General features: G+C 63.3%; 16 protein-coding genes. 7 read left to right on the forward strand and 9 right to left on the reverse strand.

The window, feature by feature from the left end:
• Positions 1 to 170: 170 nt before the first annotated feature.
• Complete coding sequence (locus tag LHL23_RS23600; RefSeq protein WP_413229470.1) at positions 171 to 1673, reverse strand: tyrosine-type recombinase/integrase; 1503 nt, start codon at positions 1671 to 1673, stop codon at positions 171 to 173.
• A gap of 179 nt (positions 1674 to 1852) precedes the next feature.
• The gene (locus LHL23_RS09240) at positions 1853 to 2173 is read right to left on the reverse strand and encodes a hypothetical protein (RefSeq protein WP_226429635.1); all 321 of its coding nucleotides are present in this window, start codon (positions 2171 to 2173) and stop codon (positions 1853 to 1855) included.
• A 196-nt stretch (positions 2174 to 2369) separates the two neighbouring features.
• Here LHL23_RS09240 and LHL23_RS09245 point away from each other — a divergent pair, with 196 nt between their 5' ends.
• Positions 2370 to 2951: a hypothetical protein gene (locus LHL23_RS09245; protein WP_226429636.1), complete on the forward strand. Its 582-nt coding sequence runs from the start codon at positions 2370 to 2372 to the stop codon at positions 2949 to 2951.
• Positions 2952 to 2962: 11 nt separating this feature from the next.
• On the opposite strand, the gene LHL23_RS09250 is transcribed toward LHL23_RS09245, so the two are convergent.
• Complete coding sequence (locus LHL23_RS09250) at positions 2963 to 3268, reverse strand: DUF6476 family protein (RefSeq protein WP_226429637.1); 306 nt, start codon at positions 3266 to 3268, stop codon at positions 2963 to 2965.
• Between LHL23_RS09250 and LHL23_RS09255 the strand changes: the two genes are divergently transcribed.
• From LHL23_RS09255 to LHL23_RS09270, 4 genes are all read left to right on the forward strand, one after another.
• The gene (locus tag LHL23_RS09255) at positions 3267 to 4292 is read left to right on the forward strand and encodes an RluA family pseudouridine synthase (protein WP_226429638.1); all 1026 of its coding nucleotides are present in this window, start codon (positions 3267 to 3269) and stop codon (positions 4290 to 4292) included. The genes LHL23_RS09250 and LHL23_RS09255 overlap by 2 nt on opposite strands.
• A gap of 161 nt (positions 4293 to 4453) precedes the next feature.
• Entirely contained in the window at positions 4454 to 5350 is an 897-nt protein-coding gene (gene rpoH / locus LHL23_RS09260) for an RNA polymerase sigma factor RpoH (protein ID WP_226429639.1), read from the forward strand.
• A 9-nt stretch (positions 5351 to 5359) separates the two neighbouring features.
• A complete protein-coding gene (locus LHL23_RS09265; RefSeq protein WP_226429640.1) occupies positions 5360 to 5653 on the forward strand; it encodes a hypothetical protein in 294 nt (97 codons plus the stop codon).
• Positions 5654 to 5865: 212 nt separating this feature from the next.
• Positions 5866 to 6135, forward strand: a complete 270-nt coding sequence (locus LHL23_RS09270; protein ID WP_222480930.1) for a DksA/TraR family C4-type zinc finger protein — start codon at positions 5866 to 5868, stop codon at positions 6133 to 6135.
• A gap of 16 nt (positions 6136 to 6151) precedes the next feature.
• Here the strand turns inward: LHL23_RS09270 and LHL23_RS09275 are convergent, their stop codons facing one another.
• From LHL23_RS09275 to LHL23_RS09300, 6 genes are all read right to left on the reverse strand, one after another.
• Entirely contained in the window at positions 6152 to 7477 is a 1326-nt protein-coding gene (locus LHL23_RS09275) for a methyltransferase family protein (protein WP_226429641.1), read from the reverse strand.
• A gap of 191 nt (positions 7478 to 7668) precedes the next feature.
• The gene (locus tag LHL23_RS09280; protein ID WP_226429642.1) at positions 7669 to 7893 is read right to left on the reverse strand and encodes a hypothetical protein; all 225 of its coding nucleotides are present in this window, start codon (positions 7891 to 7893) and stop codon (positions 7669 to 7671) included.
• Positions 7894 to 8373 carry a GNAT family N-acetyltransferase gene (locus tag LHL23_RS09285; protein WP_226429643.1) on the reverse strand — a complete coding sequence of 160 codons (480 nt, stop codon included), beginning with the start codon at positions 8371 to 8373 and terminating at the stop codon, positions 7894 to 7896. It lies immediately after the preceding gene.
• Positions 8373 to 10193, reverse strand: coding sequence for a M3 family oligoendopeptidase (locus LHL23_RS09290; protein ID WP_226429644.1), 1821 nt, complete (start codon positions 10191 to 10193; stop codon positions 8373 to 8375). The genes LHL23_RS09285 and LHL23_RS09290 overlap by 1 nt, the downstream gene beginning before the upstream one ends.
• Positions 10194 to 10349: 156 nt before the next feature.
• Positions 10350 to 11312, reverse strand: a complete 963-nt coding sequence (locus tag LHL23_RS09295; RefSeq protein ID WP_226429645.1) for an alpha/beta hydrolase — start codon at positions 11310 to 11312, stop codon at positions 10350 to 10352.
• On the reverse strand, positions 11312 to 11602 hold the full coding sequence (locus LHL23_RS09300; RefSeq protein ID WP_222480943.1) for an SCP2 sterol-binding domain-containing protein: 291 nt from the start codon (positions 11600 to 11602) through the stop codon (positions 11312 to 11314). The genes LHL23_RS09295 and LHL23_RS09300 overlap by 1 nt, the downstream gene beginning before the upstream one ends.
• 100 nt (positions 11603 to 11702) lie before the next feature.
• Here LHL23_RS09300 and LHL23_RS09305 point away from each other — a divergent pair, with 100 nt between their 5' ends.
• Both LHL23_RS09305 and LHL23_RS09310 read left to right on the forward strand, forming a co-directional pair.
• Entirely contained in the window at positions 11703 to 12269 is a 567-nt protein-coding gene (locus LHL23_RS09305; RefSeq protein WP_226429646.1) for a tetratricopeptide repeat protein, read from the forward strand.
• A 28-nt stretch (positions 12270 to 12297) separates the two neighbouring features.
• The gene (locus LHL23_RS09310) at positions 12298 to 15252 is read left to right on the forward strand and encodes a helicase-related protein (protein ID WP_226429647.1); all 2955 of its coding nucleotides are present in this window, start codon (positions 12298 to 12300) and stop codon (positions 15250 to 15252) included.
• The last annotated feature ends 7 nt before the right edge of the window (positions 15253 to 15259 follow it).

Below are 15259 nucleotides of genomic sequence, written 5' to 3' on the forward strand. Positions count from 1 at the left end.
GGGGGTTGTGCAGTTTCAATTTGGGCAATTTGAAGCCTCCAAAGATCAGTTCGCGTGTGCGCTCTCGCGCGGTTCAGCGAACAGGCCAGCCGTAGCCGGACCCTCCTTGGTACTTCCAGTTCGTCCCTTATACTTACAGTCATTTACCCCTGTTTTCAAGCAGGCGCAGCTTAATCCTGCTTGGCTAAGCGGTCTAGTTCATCACTTATCATTTGAGTGTATGGCCGGAGCGTCTCTGGATCGGTGCAAGTAAGGTAGTGGCTTAGAGTTACGTCCCCTGCGGACGAGTGGTTGAGCATCCTCTTTAGCATGCTGTACGGGGTTCCCACGCGCTCAGCCTGGATGGCAAATGTCCGGCGCAAATCGTGAAGAGTGAAGTTGCAGGACGAGGCCTCACGCAGTCTTGCAACGCTTTTGCGAGGGTCGAAACGGGTTGACGCAGCAAAGACGGCTTCAGCTCTTGGCGCTGCGTTCCTGCGCCTTTGGAGGATCTCGTGTGCTTGCCAAGACAGTGGTAGCGTAAGCGCGCACCCGTTCTTCGCCATCTCCGCCCGAACGGTGATGGTCTTGGCGTTTAAGTTCACGTCAGACCAAAGGAGTGTTGCAGCCTCATTGCGGCGCAAGCCAGTCCGCACGATTAGTTCTGCGAAATCGCGGAAGCGCGGGTTGTGTGACTTCTCCAAAGCCGAAAAAAAGCCAGGGAGCTGGTCGTTCGTCAGATGGTTCTTTCGGCAAACAGGCTTGTGCCACTTTCCAAGGTCTTGGAGCCGCTGGCAGGGGCACTCGGGTAAGACGTAGGTGCCCGCGTCTGTAGCTGAATACGCACGAGCAAAGCGGTAGACCGCTCGGAATACTCTGAACGCCCCGTTCGCGACTTGAGGGCTGCGCTCCTTTGTTAGCTTGTCGAACCGCTTCACTACGGCTGCCGGAGTAATGGCCTTAAGTTCCTTGTCTAACCAATCCGGAAAGTTTGAGTGCAGCCGGGCTCTATACTCGCTAGTGGTAGCTGGCTTTAGGTTGCGGGACTTAAGATGTTCTTCCAGTGCTGCATTTAAAGTCATGCTCCTGGCCCTAGCCTCAGCCTTCGCAGCGTTCGGATCAATGTCGGAGGCCATGCGACCAAGTTCTTGTTGCGCTCTTTTGCGGGCCTCAGTTACTGGCAGTACTCCGACAGAAGCGATCGTAACCCGCCGTTTGCGGCCACTTACGCGGGCCTCAGCAATGTAGCTTTTGGCGGATTTTGTTATCCGAACACCAAAGCCAGGGAGCTTGGAGTCATAGTAGATTCTCTGCCCGGTTTCCGGGTTTGGGAGCGCGTCTATCACGCTTGCGTTTAACAAAAGCCGAGGCATGCTCAAACCCTCCATGGTCTTCTCATGTAGCCACAGTGTAGCCAAAAGGCCGGGAAACCGTTGGAAGCTACGGGAACACGGTGTAACGGCTAAGGCAATGGGTTTGCGCGCTTTTTGGGGGGATGTGCAATGTCCAGGAAAACAAAGGAACCTATCATTTTGTGATTGTGGATCCAGAGGTCCCCCGTTCAAGCCGGGGAGGCGGTACCATCCTCTCTCACAGATTTGCCTGCCTTTTGTGCTCTTTTGCGGCTGCATTAGAGCAAAGCGCGTGCTGACGCCTGCCATTTGCGCAGAGCGGCTCCGGCCATGCGGTGCCATTGACAAGGTGGCCGGCGGGCGGATTTTCACTTTTTACAGGGGTATCCCGGTGGCGGCCCGCACAAGTTCAGCGCAGCGGAAGCTGGCTTTCGGGTGCTGGCAGGAATGGCCGCGCGGCGGCCGGCCGGAACCGGGTATTGCCTGGACGGCGGAAGCATACCGCCGCCCCGGCGGAGGGCTTAATCTGCTGGACCGGTTGTCGTCGTCGTTGTTGTCGAGCTGTCATCGTCGTCAGCAATCACAACCAGAAGCAGGGCGCCGCCGACAACAGCCGCGGTGGCTTCGGCAGAAAGGCCGGTCTCAGGCAGCCCGGTGGTATTGGCCTGTGCCACGGTCTGGGCACCGGGAGCCTGGCATGTGACCTGCAGCGAGCCGTTCGCAAGATAGGTGGCAGAGACAGGCGTTCCGGCACCGCAGGCCAGGCGCCGCTTGGCCTCTTCCAGTGCCGGATCCGCCTGGGCAAATGCGGCCTGGCTGGCGAAAGTCAGCGGAATTATCATGGTGATTGCCTGCAAGATACTGGTACGCATGGGAAAAAGCCCTTATGATTTGTGAACACTTTTAGGTTAGCCAGCGGCCGGCTGCCAAGCAACATAACGCTGCAACCGCGGCAGGGCCCCGGCAAAATGCCGCGCAGCGGTGCTAAGCGATAAGCGGTTTCGGGCCACTGCTAAGAGTCTTAGTGAGGGTGAGGACATGTTCAAGGCAGCGATAAGCAGTGTGATTGCAGGGGTTTCCAGCCTGGGGGTCGCTGCGTCGCCCGTCTTGGCTCAGGCGCCCGGGCCGATTGTCTACTCAGTTGTGGTGCCGGCCGGGGAGTTCGGTTCCGCGGCGTATTTGGCAGAGCTTCTGGGAACTCTGGCCGCGGCCAAGGCCTTTTGCCGGGCCACCGGTGATTCTGCGCTTCAGGTGGATTGCTTGTCGGAACGGCTGGAGACCGCGGCCGACGGCATTCCCCAGGGCACCGACTATGACGAGGTGCGCGGGGTGCTGCAGGACACGTCAGCGCGGCTGAAACGGCTGGCCCGCCAGAACAGGGATCCGGGCCGGGGCCGGGTGACTGTCACCAGCTCTGCGAACCCGGCTGAACGCACCGCCCGCCCGCTGACCCCGGTGAGCGCCGCGGCCCAGGCTGCGGTGAACCAGGAAGCCGCCCGTATCCTCGAGGAAGCCGCAACCGTTCTCTTGCGCAGTGCCGAGGCCGCTCAGGAGCGCCAGACGCAATATGCCCAGATTGCCGAAGCAATCGATTCCAACAAGGTGCTGCTGAGGTCCTGACCGGACCCGGCTCAGTCGGCGATCTGAATGTCCTGACGCAGCGCGCCGGACTCGCGGTCGAAGATCAGGATGCGGTTGTCCCGGCTGACAATGGCGATCCAGCCGCGCCCCAGCGTCACCGCTTCGGCTTCCACGCCCTCGGGCAGGGCGATTTCTGCGGGAAGCGGTGCCTCATTGCCTTGCAGGCGGATGACAAGCAGCGAGATTATCAATACAAGCCCGCCAATCATCACCACCGTCAGGGTGGTCACCAGCCGCCGCAGGAACCGGATCTGCGGCGGTTCCTGTTGGATTTCGGTCTCGGAAGGATCAGTCATGGGCAGCCGCCGGATTGAATTTGTCATCGCGGAAAACCCGCCTAAGCGGCTTGATAAAGCGGTTTCGCGCGATGTGCCAGAGGAGGCGTCGCTGTCGCGCACCCGTCTGGCCCGGCTGATCGAGGAGGGCGCGCTGACGGTCGACGGCGCCGTGGTGCAGGATGCCAAGGCCAGGGTCGAAGCGGGCGCGCTGATCGCCATTGCGGTGGAGGAGGCCGAGGACAGCCACATCGGCCCCGAGGATATCCCGCTGGAGATCGTCTATGAGGACGATGACCTCATCGTCATCAACAAGCCTGCGGGCATGGTGGTGCACCCGGCACCGGGGTCGCCCTCGGGCACGCTGGTCAACGCGCTGCTGCACCATTTCGGCGGCAACCTTTCCGGCGTCGGCGGCGTCAAACGCCCCGGCATCGTGCACAGGATCGACAAGGAAACCAGCGGCCTCCTAGTGGTGGCCAAATCCGACGCTGCCCACCAAGGCCTGGCGGCGCAGTTCGAGAAGCACACGGTGGAGCGTTACTATCAGGCGGTCTGCTACGGCGTGCCGGATGGCAATGATCCCCGCCTGCGCGGGGTGAAGGGCGCCAGCTTTGAACCCGGAAATATTCTCAAGCTCACCACCCAGCTGGCGCGGCACAAGACCGACCGCCAGCGCCAGGCAGTGCTGTTCCAGGGCGGCCGCCACGCGGTGACCCGGGCCCGGATCTGCGAAAGCTTCGGCAACCCGCCCTCTGCGGCGCTGATCGAATGCTGGCTGGAGACCGGCCGCACCCACCAGATCCGGGTGCATATGGCCCATGCGGGCCACGGGCTGATCGGCGACCCCACCTATGGCGGCCGCCGCAAATTGGCTGCCAAGGCGCTGAGCCCGGCGGCGCAGGCCGCGGTGCAGGCTTTCCCGCGCCAGGCGCTGCATGCGGCGGTGCTTGGGTTTGATCATCCGGTGACCGGAGAGGCTCTCAGATTCGAGGCCCCGCTGCCGCAGGACATGGCCGGTCTGCTGGCGGTTTTGCGCCAGTAAACTGACAGCAAATAAGCGTGTTCCGTCCTGTGATGCAATTCACAGACGAAAAGACTCGGGCTAACATAGAAGAATTCCTTAAGCGGTCCTTGAAAAGGGCTTAGCGCTAACACATATGCGCTAATGTTAAGTCCTTATACATTTTGGGAGGGACACTTTATATGGCGAATTATGCAAACCTGCCTGCCCCGACGCCCGAAGGCGGCCTGAACCGGTATCTCCAGGAAATCCGCAAGTTTCCGCTATTGGAGCCGGAAGAGGAATACATGCTGGCCAAGCGCTGGGTTGAGGAACAGGATGCGGCTTCGGCGCACAAGATGGTAACGTCCCATCTGCGGCTCGCGGCCAAGATCGCCATGGGCTACCGCGGCTACGGCCTGCCGCAGGCCGAAGTGATCTCCGAGGCCAACGTCGGCCTGATGCAGGCGGTGAAGCGTTTCGACCCGGAAAAGGGTTTCCGCCTGGCAACCTACGCCATGTGGTGGATCCGCGCCTCGATCCAGGAATACATCCTGCGCTCTTGGTCGCTGGTGAAGCTGGGCACCACCTCAGCGCAAAAAAAGCTGTTCTTCAACCTGCGTAAGGCAAAGGCCCGCATCGGCGCGCTGGAGGAGGGCGACCTGCGCCCCGAAAACGTCGCGCAGATTGCCAATGACCTTGGCGTGACCGAGGAAGAAGTGATCTCGATGAACCGCCGCATGTCCGGCGGCGATGCGTCCTTGAATGCCACTGTCGGCTCCGAGGGCGAAGGCACCATGCAGTGGCAGGACTGGCTGGAAGATGAAGACGCCGACCAGGCCGGCGACTACGAAGCCCGCGATGAGCTGGAAGCCCGCCGCGAGCTGCTGGCAGAGGCGCTGGACGTGCTGAATGACCGGGAGAAGGACATCCTGACCCAGCGCCGGCTGATGGATCAGGCGGTTACCCTGGAAGAGCTGAGCACGCAGTACAACGTCAGCCGCGAGCGGATCCGCCAGATCGAGGTGCGCGCGTTTGAGAAGCTGCAGAAGAAGATGCGCGACCTGGCGATGGAAAAGGGCATGCTGACCGGCGCCTGATATCCGGAATTGGCAGAAAAGTTGAAAGGCGGTGCAGTGCACCGCCTTTTTTGTCACCTGGCAATGATGCTGGCTTTACGGCAGTGGGGCTGCCGCAACGTTTCGCGTGCGAAGCATCGGGTCAACAACGCTGACCCGGAGAGCTGGCGGATGCTGGCGGTAAACCTGTCTGGCACGGGCCTGGCGGAATGCTTGGTGCGCGGCTGGATAGGGCGGCTGGCAGAATCGCTGGCGGACTGTGCTGGGCGCGGCTGGCTGAAATCACTCTGGTTGCTGGCGAAGCTTGCTGTCTGGCTGCCCTGACGGGTGGCTGGAGCGCTGGCTGCTTGCTGCCGGTGATTCTGGCTTGCTTGCAATTTCTGCATTCTGTGTAGCTGGCAGCCGCAGGGCGGTCAATGGAAAATGCAATAAAATCAAATAGTTGACAGAATTGCTCGGAAATTGCCGCCAGCTGCCTCTGGTCAGGCCTCCCTCCCGCTCCTAAATTCACATTCTCTGGCACAGGAGGAAGGGTCATGGCAGGCGGCTGGGCGCAGGACGGCGCGGTGAATGAGCAGATCGAGGCGTCGATCAATGATGAGCTTGCACGGATGAAGGCCCAGAAACGCCCGGTGGGCGAAAGCCTCACCCATTGTGCCGAATGCGAGGAGCCGATCCCGGAAAAGCGCCGCATTGCCATTTCCGGCGTCAAGCTCTGCATCGACTGCCAGCAGGAGCGCGACGGCGCCCATCAGGCTCGCGGCGGCATCAACCGGCGCGGCTCCAAAGACAGCCAGCTGAAATAGCTTTGCCCGCCTCCGGTCAGGTTGGTTTGCCGTCCGGTACGCGGGCGGGCGCGGGCGCAAGGCCGTTAGGCGGGCAGTAGCGCAGCATGGGGATCAGGCGGCCTAGCCAGCGCAGTTTGCCGTGCTGTTCGATCCACAGCGCATAGGCGACATAGGTTGGATCCTCGGACAGGTGCTTTTCCTCGGCCTTGGCACGCAGGAAATAGATTCCGTTGATGCCCAGCAGCAGCAGGCAGTGGCGCAGCGCCTCGGCGGCGCCTTCGGTGGTGAAGAAGGGCACCGACAGCAGCCACCAGGAGATGTTCTTGAACAGATACGACGGGTGGCGGGTCCAGCGGTAGGGGCCGTTGGTGATGATGCCGCGGTGGGTCAGGTTGGAAAACCGGATGCCAAAGGAGGCATTGGCCCAGGCCCACAGCACCTTGGATGTGATGATGGCGGCGCCCCAAAGGAACACCCAGGCCCCCCAGCTGCCTCCGAACATGTCCAGCCAGCCGATGCCGTCGTTGTACTCCAGATACTTGCGGCCGATGACGGAAAAGAACGGCACATACATCGCCAGGGTCACGACCCAGCCCCAGAACAGCGGGTTGCAGGAGCGGATATGCGAATTGGTGAGCCGCAGGGTCAGAACATAGCCGATGCTGACAAAGGCCAGGTCGACACCTACCGCCAGCCGGCCGGTGTAGCTGACAAAGGCGGGAAAGCTCTCCACCGCCGCGGTCAGCGGGGTTTCCAGCAGATAGGCGGCATTGCCGCTGAAATAGACAAACATCAGCGGCAGAAAGAACCCCTTAATCAGCCAGCCGAGGCCGAAGTCCAGCAATGCTGCCCGCTCCGCCAGGGGCAGGCGGCCCAGAAACAGATTGCCGGCTTGGAAATAACCGTCCTCTGGCGCGTCCATCCAAAGATCGGCGGCGATGAAATAGGGAACCGCCAGAAACAGCAGCACCGGGAGGCAGGTGCGGCATGCCTCCCAGAACGGCGCGTAGAAAGAACGGTGGTACTCCGGAAACAGCCAATAGGCCGCGGCGATCACGGCCAGGGTGCCCCAGAGGCCGATCAGCTTCACCAGGATCCGGGGCCAATTGATGCGCTGCCATTGCAGCACTGCAGGCTGCACAAGCCCGGCTGTTTTATGGCGGTACACCCGCAGCACCAGGACTTCATGCGCCATCATCGGCAGCGCGGTGGCCAGCATCGCAAAAATCCCGGCCTCGACCCGTCCGGTTCCGGTGCCCCGCATCAGGATCAAGGCGGCAAAGTAGCCTGCAAGGCCGAGCAGCATGGTGACCTGGCTGGTCGCTGAGACTGGCGGGGCTGATCTGGGGTGTTCACTCATTCTGCTCGAACCGGATGCTCATTCCGTTGCCACATGATGCTAGCCCGCGCCCGCGCGGTTTCATCTTTTTTACTGCGGATTGCCTGCAGGAGCGTGCCGGAGGTCAGTCAGTTGAAGTGAGTGCGGGCAGGGGGACGCCTGATCCTGGCAGAGCCGGTGCGGTACGGCACTCCGCCCTAGACTGCGGGCTTTCATCGCTTTCTGCGCCGCAGCCAGCGGCGGATCAGCTTTATGTCCATGGCGGCGACCAGCACGCCAAGCGGGATCATCCAGAAGCCGAGGACCGGCAGGAATCCGAATATCCCGCCCAATATCAGCAGAACCCCCAGCAGCAGCCTCAGCCCGGGCGGAACCCGGGCGCGCACCCAGGCAAAGAACGGGCGGAAGCGTTCTTTCAGGGAGGGGTTTCGCGTCATTCAGCGGCCTTTCAGCTCCATTCTCAGAATATGCTGGGGGCCGGCCAGTCCGTGGGGGTGGATACCGCCGGTATCCTGAAATCCGCCCTTCAGATAGCAGCGGATGGCACCGGGGTTCTGCAGGTTAACTGTCAGCACCACTGCGCCGCGGCCGGGGTAAAGGGCGGGCAGATAGGTTTTCAGGGCCGCCGCTGCGGCGGTGGCAAGGCCTTTGCCCTGTTCGCCTCGGTCGATCATAAAAGCTCGCAGGCCCAGGTCTTGCGGCGCAGCGAAGCTGTAAGTCTCATGATACAGCCGGTCTATCTTGAAAAAACCGGCCGCGCCGCTGCCGTTGAGGATGGCGTGGAAATCCACGCCATCCTCATCTTCTTCAAAGGCCTGCGCCACGGTCCCGGAAAAGCGGGTCTGATCCGGCTCCACCTGAATATGGCGCACCAGGTCAAACTCGCTGCGGGCCACCGGGCGCAGGCTGAGGGCCATTACTCCTCCATCGCCTCCAGCTCATCAATGAAGCCGGAGATCATGCTGAGGCCCTTGTCCCAGAATTTCGGATCGGTGGCATCGAGGCCAAAGGGCGCCAGCAGCTCCTTGTGGTGCTTGGAGCCGCCCGCCTTGAGCATCTCGAAATACTTGTCCTCGAAGCCCTCTGCACCGCTGGCGTAGACAGAATAGAGCGCGTTCACCAGCCCGTCGCCAAAGGCATAGGCGTAGACATAGAAGGGCGAATGCACGAAGTGCGGGATATAAGCCCAAAAGGTCTCGTACCCGTCCATGTATTCAAAGGCTTCGCCCAAGCTTTCCGCCTGCACCGACATCCAGATGGCGTTGATGTCATCCGGGGTCAGCTCACCCTCGGCACGGGCGGCGTGCAGCTTGCATTCGAAGTCATAGAAGGCGATCTGGCGCACAACCGTGTTGATCATGTCCTCGACCTTGCCCGCCAGCAGCACCTTGCGCTGCTCTTTGGTTTCGGCCTTGTCGAGCATCTTGCGGAAGGTCAGCATCTCGCCGAACACGGACGCGGTCTCCGCCAGGGTCAGCGGTGTGGAGGAGAGCATCTCGCCCTGTTCCGCCGCCAGCACCTGGTGCACGCCGTGGCCCAGTTCATGCGCCAGGGTCATCACGTCGCGCGGCTTGCCCAGGTAGTTCAGCATCACATAGGGGTGCACGTTGGTGACGGTCGGATGGGCAAAGGCGCCGGGGGCCTTGCCGGGCTTCACGCCGGCGTCGATCCAGCCTTTGGAGAAAAACGGCGCGGCGATCTCCCCCATGCGGGGATCAAAGGCGTCATAGGCCTCCATCACGGTCTTTTCGGCCTCATCCCAGCCAATCGTGCGGGTGTCTTCCAGCGGCAGCGGCGCGTTGCGGTCCCAGACCTGCATCACATCCAGCCCCAGCCATTTGCGCTTCAGCTCGTAATAGCGGTGGCTGAGCTTGGGGTAGGCGGCAACCACCGCCTCGCGCAGCGCCTCGACGACCTCGGGCTCGACGTCGTTGGACAGGTGGCGGCCGGTCTGCGGGCTGGGCATGCCGCGCCAGCGGTCGATGATTTCCTTTTCCTTGGCTTGCGTGTTGTGGACGCGGGCAAAGGTCTTGATGTTCTCGCTGAACACGCGGGCCAATTCGCGGGCCGCGGCCTCGCGTTTGCTGCGGTCCTGTTCGGTCAGCAGGTTCAGTGTGCCCTCGATGTTCAGCTCTTCGCCGTTCACGGTGAAAGTGAGGCCCGCGATGGTCTCGTCGAACAGCTTCTCCCAGGCGTCGCCGACGATGCCGAGATCGTGCATGAACTTCTCCAGCTCGTCCGACAGCTGGTAGGGTTTCATCGCGCGGATGCGGCGGAACACACTGGCATAGCGGGCAAGCTCCGTATTGGCGGCCAGATGCGCCTGCATCGCGTCGTCTTCGATCCGGTTCAGCTCCAGCGTGAAGAACACCAGGGGGGTGGTGGCGATGGTCACCTTCTCCTGGCAGTCGGACAGGAAGGCGGCGCGGTCGGCGTCGGTGGTCAGCTGGTAATAACGCAGGCCCGCAAAGGACATGATGCGGCCGGCGATGTTGTTGATCTTCTCGTTGCGCTGCACGCATTCCAGCAGCCCGTCTGCATCCAGATCCGCCAGCTTGCCCTCGTAATCGGCGGCAAAGGCGGCGCATTCCTTCTCCAGCCAGTCCAGGTCGCGGGCCAGTTCGGGGGCGTCCTCCGACGCATAAAGATCGCTGAGGTCCCATTCCGGCAGATCGCCGAGGCCGCCGGAACCGGCAGTGGCATTTGCGTCGCGAACGGGGAAGGGAAGCTGGAACATGGGGGCTCCTGTCATGAGAAATGCTTTGACCCAACATCTAAGGGCGGGCTTGCGGGATCACAAGCAGCCGGGTGCGGAACCGGGAGAGAATGACAAAAGCGGGTAAGGGCCGGGTAAACGGTGCGTGCGCAGCCCGCGCAACGGGGCAGCAGAGTGTCAGCGGCTGTACTGGTCAAACAGGCGGCACATGCGGGAAAACACGCGGGTTCGGATTTCCGGGGTTTCCATCATCACCTCGTGCTGGGCGCCCTTGATCAGCTCCAGCTCGCCGCCCGGCCAGCGGTTCATGCGGTCGTGAACCGCCTCTGGATTGACGATCTGCTCTTCGGTGCCCAGGAAGGTGATGCAGGGCAGGGCAGGCGAGGGCATGGCTGCCAGTTCGGCGCATTCCTGCAGGCTGACACGCAGCCATTGGATGGTGGGGCCGCCAAGCGCCAGATCGGGCTGGGCCGCCAGCTGGGCATGCATCAGCCGGTACATCTCGGGGTCGGTGGTCAGCGTGTTGCCCTCAAACGGGGTGATCTGAACATACTGGTCCAGCGCGGTGGTCGGCAGCAGCCGTTTGTCCAGCCGCAGATACGGCGCGATGCTGCCCAGGAGGCTGGCGAGCGGCCGCAGCAGCGGTGGGATCTGGATGCCCCACATCGGGCCGGTGAAACAGCAGGAGTTGACCTCCAGCCCCTCGATCAGCGCCCGCAGGCCGATGGCGCCGCCCATCGAATGGCCAACCAGGTGCCAGGGCTGGGGCAGCTCCAGCTGCGCGGCCAGAGCGGCCAGCGCCTGCACATCTTTCTGAAAATCGGTGAAATGCCCGACATGGCCCAGCCGCCGTTCCGCCAGCATTCGCCCGGACAGCCCCTGGCCGCGCCAGTCAACCGTCAGGGTGGCATAGCCGCGGGCGGCAAACTCCGCCGCGGCGAGCCCGTATTTTTCGACATACTCGGTGCGCCCCGGGAACAGCAGGACCGTGCCCTTTGCCTCCCCCTCCGGGCGCCAGTGGCCGGCGCGGATGCGCAGGCCATCCGATGTGTGCACCCAATGGGCTGCGCCGCCCGCCGGCCCCCGCGCGATCTCCGCGAACAGGGGGGCGGGCTGCAGATCCACCGGGGTTCCGTCCATCAGGCCAGTGCCGAGGCGAGCTGCATCGCCGTGCCCATGTCGCCGTCAATGGTCAGCTTGCCGGACATAAAGGCGGCAGTCGGGTTCAGGTCGCCTTCCAGGATCGACTGGAAGGTGTCGGCGTCGGCGGACATGGTCACATCCGCCTCTTCGTCGGCAACGCGGGCGCCTGCGCTGTCCAGCATGATGGCGCCCAGGCCTTCGATCTGGAATTTGGCGGAGGCGGTGAATTCGCCTGCGTCCAGTTTGCCGTTCAGGGCTTCTGCCGCCTGCTCAAGGGTAACGCTCATATTGGTCCTCAATCTGTTTGGCGCGCTTATAGCACAAACCTGTGAAGCCATGGCAGCTAATACTGGAAAATGCAGCGCGCGGGATTACACTGGGGGTATCATGCTGGCAAATTTCCCAAAGCTCAAAGCTATCGTGGCGGCAACGGCGGCCACTGCCGCGCTATCCCTGTCCGGAAGCGGCGCGGCGCAGCAGCTTACCGCCGAGGTCCTGCTGCAGGACCTGGCGCAATCGGAGAAGTCCGAGGCTGCGGCGATCGACCGCGAGTTGCAGGCGCTGTGGGCCAGGAGCGGCTCTCCGGCGATGGATCTGCTGCTGCGGCGGGGACGCGATGCAATGGAGCGCGGCGATCTGCAGGAGGCGGTGGAGCATCTGACCGCGCTGACCGATCACGCGCCGGAATTCGCCCGCGGCTGGTACGAACGCGCGCGGGTCTATTTCGAGATCGGCCTCTACGGCCCTTCGATAGCGGATCTGGAACGGTCGCTGGCGCTGAACCCGCAGGACTACAACGCGATCTATGCGCTGGGCGTGGTGTTTGAGCAGTTCCGCCAGCCAGACCGCGCCTATGAGGCCTACCAGCGCGCCAAGGCTATACATCCGCACCACGAGGAAGTAAGCAGCGCCCTCGAACGTCTGAAGCCCTCTATCGAGGGCAGGGAACTGTAAGCCCCTTTGGGGCGCGGGGGCTGAAGATATGGCAAGCGCATCGCGGATCGTGGCCGTCCTGGGCCCGACCAATACCGGCAAAACCCATTATGCCATCGAACGGATGCTGGGCTACCGCACCGGGGTGATGGGCTTTCCGCTGCGCCTGCTGGCGCGTGAAGTTTATGACAAGGTGGTGGCAGCGCGCGGGCCGTCGGTGGTGGCGCTGGTCACCGGCGAGGAGCGCATTGTGCCGCCCCGGGCGCAGTACTGGATCTGCACGGTGGAGGCTATCCCGGAGGGCATGGGCTGCGACTTCCTGGCCATCGACGAGATCCAGCTTTGCGCCGACCCGGAGCGCGGCCATGTGTTCACCGACCGGCTGCTGCGCGCCCGCGGCACCCAAGAGACGCTGTTCCTGGGCGCCGACACCATGCGCGGGCCGATTTCGGCGCTGGTGCCGGGCGTCGAATTCCACCGCCGCGAGCGGATGTCCGATCTGGTCTATGCGGGTTCGAAAAAGATCAGCCGGATGCCGCCGCGCACCGCCATCGTCGGGTTTTCGGTCGACAGCGTCTATGCGATTGCCGAGCTGATCCGCCGCCAGAAGGGCGGCGCGGCAGTGGTGATGGGCGCGCTTTCCCCGCGGACGCGGAATGCCCAGGTGGCGCTGTATCAGAATGGGGAGGTCGACTACCTGGTTGCCACCGATGCCATCGGCATGGGCCTCAACCTCGACATCGACCACGTGGCGTTTTCTTCTACCACCAAGTTCGACGGCCGCCGGATGCGCCCGCTGGCGCCCAATGAACTGGCGCAGATCGCAGGCCGCGCAGGCCGGGGGATGAGCCACGGCACCTTTGGCGTCACCGGCGATGCCCGGCCGCTGGACGAGGGCACCGCCTCGGCGATCATGAACCACCAGTTCACACCGCTGAAAAAGCTCAACTGGCGCTCTGCCGATCTGCAGTTCGGCACGGTCGAGGCGCTGATCAATGCGCTCGAATCAAGCCCGGCGAATGAAAACCTGACCAAGGCGCGCGAAGCCGATGATCTGGGTGCGCTGAAGATGCTGTCGCGGGAATCCGCCGTTATTGCCCGCACCACCAATGCGCAATCGGTGAAACTGCTGTGGGATGTCTGCCGGATCCCGGATTTCCGCGGCATCTCCCATGCTGAGCACGCCTCGCTTCTGGGGGTGATTTTCGAACATCTGCACGGCGGCGGGGTGGTGCCGGACGACTGGATGGCCCGCCAGATAAAGCGGATTGACCGCACCGACGGAAACATCGACACATTGTCCAAGCGTCTGGCATTTATCCGGACGTGGACATATGTCGCGCAGCGGAATGGCTGGCTGCGTGACGAAAGCCATTGGCGCGGGGAGACGCGCGCTGTAGAAGACAGGTTGTCAGATGCTCTGCATGAGCGCTTGACTCAGCGATTTGTGGACCGGCGCACGTCTGTGCTGTTGCGGCGGCTCAAACAGAAGGAGGCCCTTTTGGCCGAAGTGAATGACAAGGGTGAAGTGACGGTCGAAGGCGAATTCGTCGGCCGTCTGGAAGGGTTCCGGTTCAGCCCGGACAAAGGTGCGCAGGGTGCCGAGGCGAAAGCCTTGAAGGCGGCCTCGCTGCAGGCTTTGGCGCCGCAATTCCATCTGCGTGCGGACCGGTTCTACAACGCGCCCGACACCGAGATCGATTTTACCGAGCAGGGCGGCCTGATGTGGGGCGAGCACGCGGTGGGCAAGCTGGTTCCCGGCGCAGACGCGCTGAACCCGCGGATCGAGGTCTTCGTCGATGACGCCGCCGGGCCGGACGTGGCCCAGAAGGTCGAGCGCCGCCTGCTGCATTTCATCACCCGCAAGATCAATGCGCTGTTCGAGCCGCTCTTGAACCTGCAGAAGGATGAAGAGCTGACCGGCCTGGCGCGCGGTTTTGCCTTCCGCATGGTCGAAAACCTCGGCGTGCTGCCCCGTGCGGGCGTGGCGCAGGAGGTCAAGGACTTGGATCAGGACGCCCGCGGCGCGCTGCGCAAGCATGGCATCCGGTTCGGCCAGTTCACCATCTTCATGCCGCTCTTGCTGAAGCCGGCGCCGACCCGTCTGCGCCTGGTGCTGTGGTCGCTGGCCAACGGCCTGCAGGACTTCCCCGAGGCGCCGCCGCCGGGCCTGGTCACCGTGCCGTCGATCAAGGACGCGCCGGAAGGCTATGACACCATGTCCGGCTACCGCGCGGCAGGCGAGCGGATGATCCGCATCGACATGCTGGAGCGCCTGGCCGACATGCTGCGCAGCGAAGACAGCCGCGGCGGCTTTGAAGCCAAGGCCGACATGCTGTCGATCACCGGCATGACGCTGGAGCAGTTCGCCGATCTCATGCAGGGCTTGGGCTACAAGGCCGAGAAGGGCGAGCGCGAGAAGGTGAAGCCGGCCGATGCCGTGGTGGCCGAAACCGGCACGCCTGCCGAAGGGCAGCCGGTGATGGATGCCGCCGCAGAGGCAGAGAACACCCCGGCCGCGGCGCCGGCCGCCGAGGGCGAGCCTGCGCCGGCGGATGTGCCTGCCGGCACCGAAGCCATCGCGGACGAGGGCGTTGCCCCCATCGCCGAGGAGCCGGCCGAGCCGGCAGCCGAGGAGCCCGTAGCGGAAACGGCCGCGGATGAAACCCCGGTTGGCGAAGCTGCCGATGCGGCCGTCGACGCGCCGGAGGTGGAAGTCTTCTATACCTTCACCTGGGGCGGCAACCGCGGCGGACGCCAAGGCGGCGGCCAGCGCCAGCAGAACCGCCGCCCGCAGGGCGAGGGCAAGCCTGGCGGCAAGGGCAAGCCGCGCGGCGCCAAGGGCGGCGACCGCGGCGACCGCGGCAAGCCGGGCCGCAAGGGCGGTCCGCGCCAGGATCAGGGCGCCAAGACCTATTCCTCGCGTCCCGCCAAGAAGGAAAAGCAGATCGATCCCGACAACCCCTTTGCCGCAGCGCTGATGGGGCTGAAGCAGGGCGACTGATCCGGCC

It is taken from the genome of Leisingera sp. McT4-56 (assembly GCF_020514995.1).
Taxonomy (GTDB): Bacteria; Pseudomonadota; Alphaproteobacteria; order Rhodobacterales; family Rhodobacteraceae; genus Leisingera; species Leisingera aquaemixtae_A.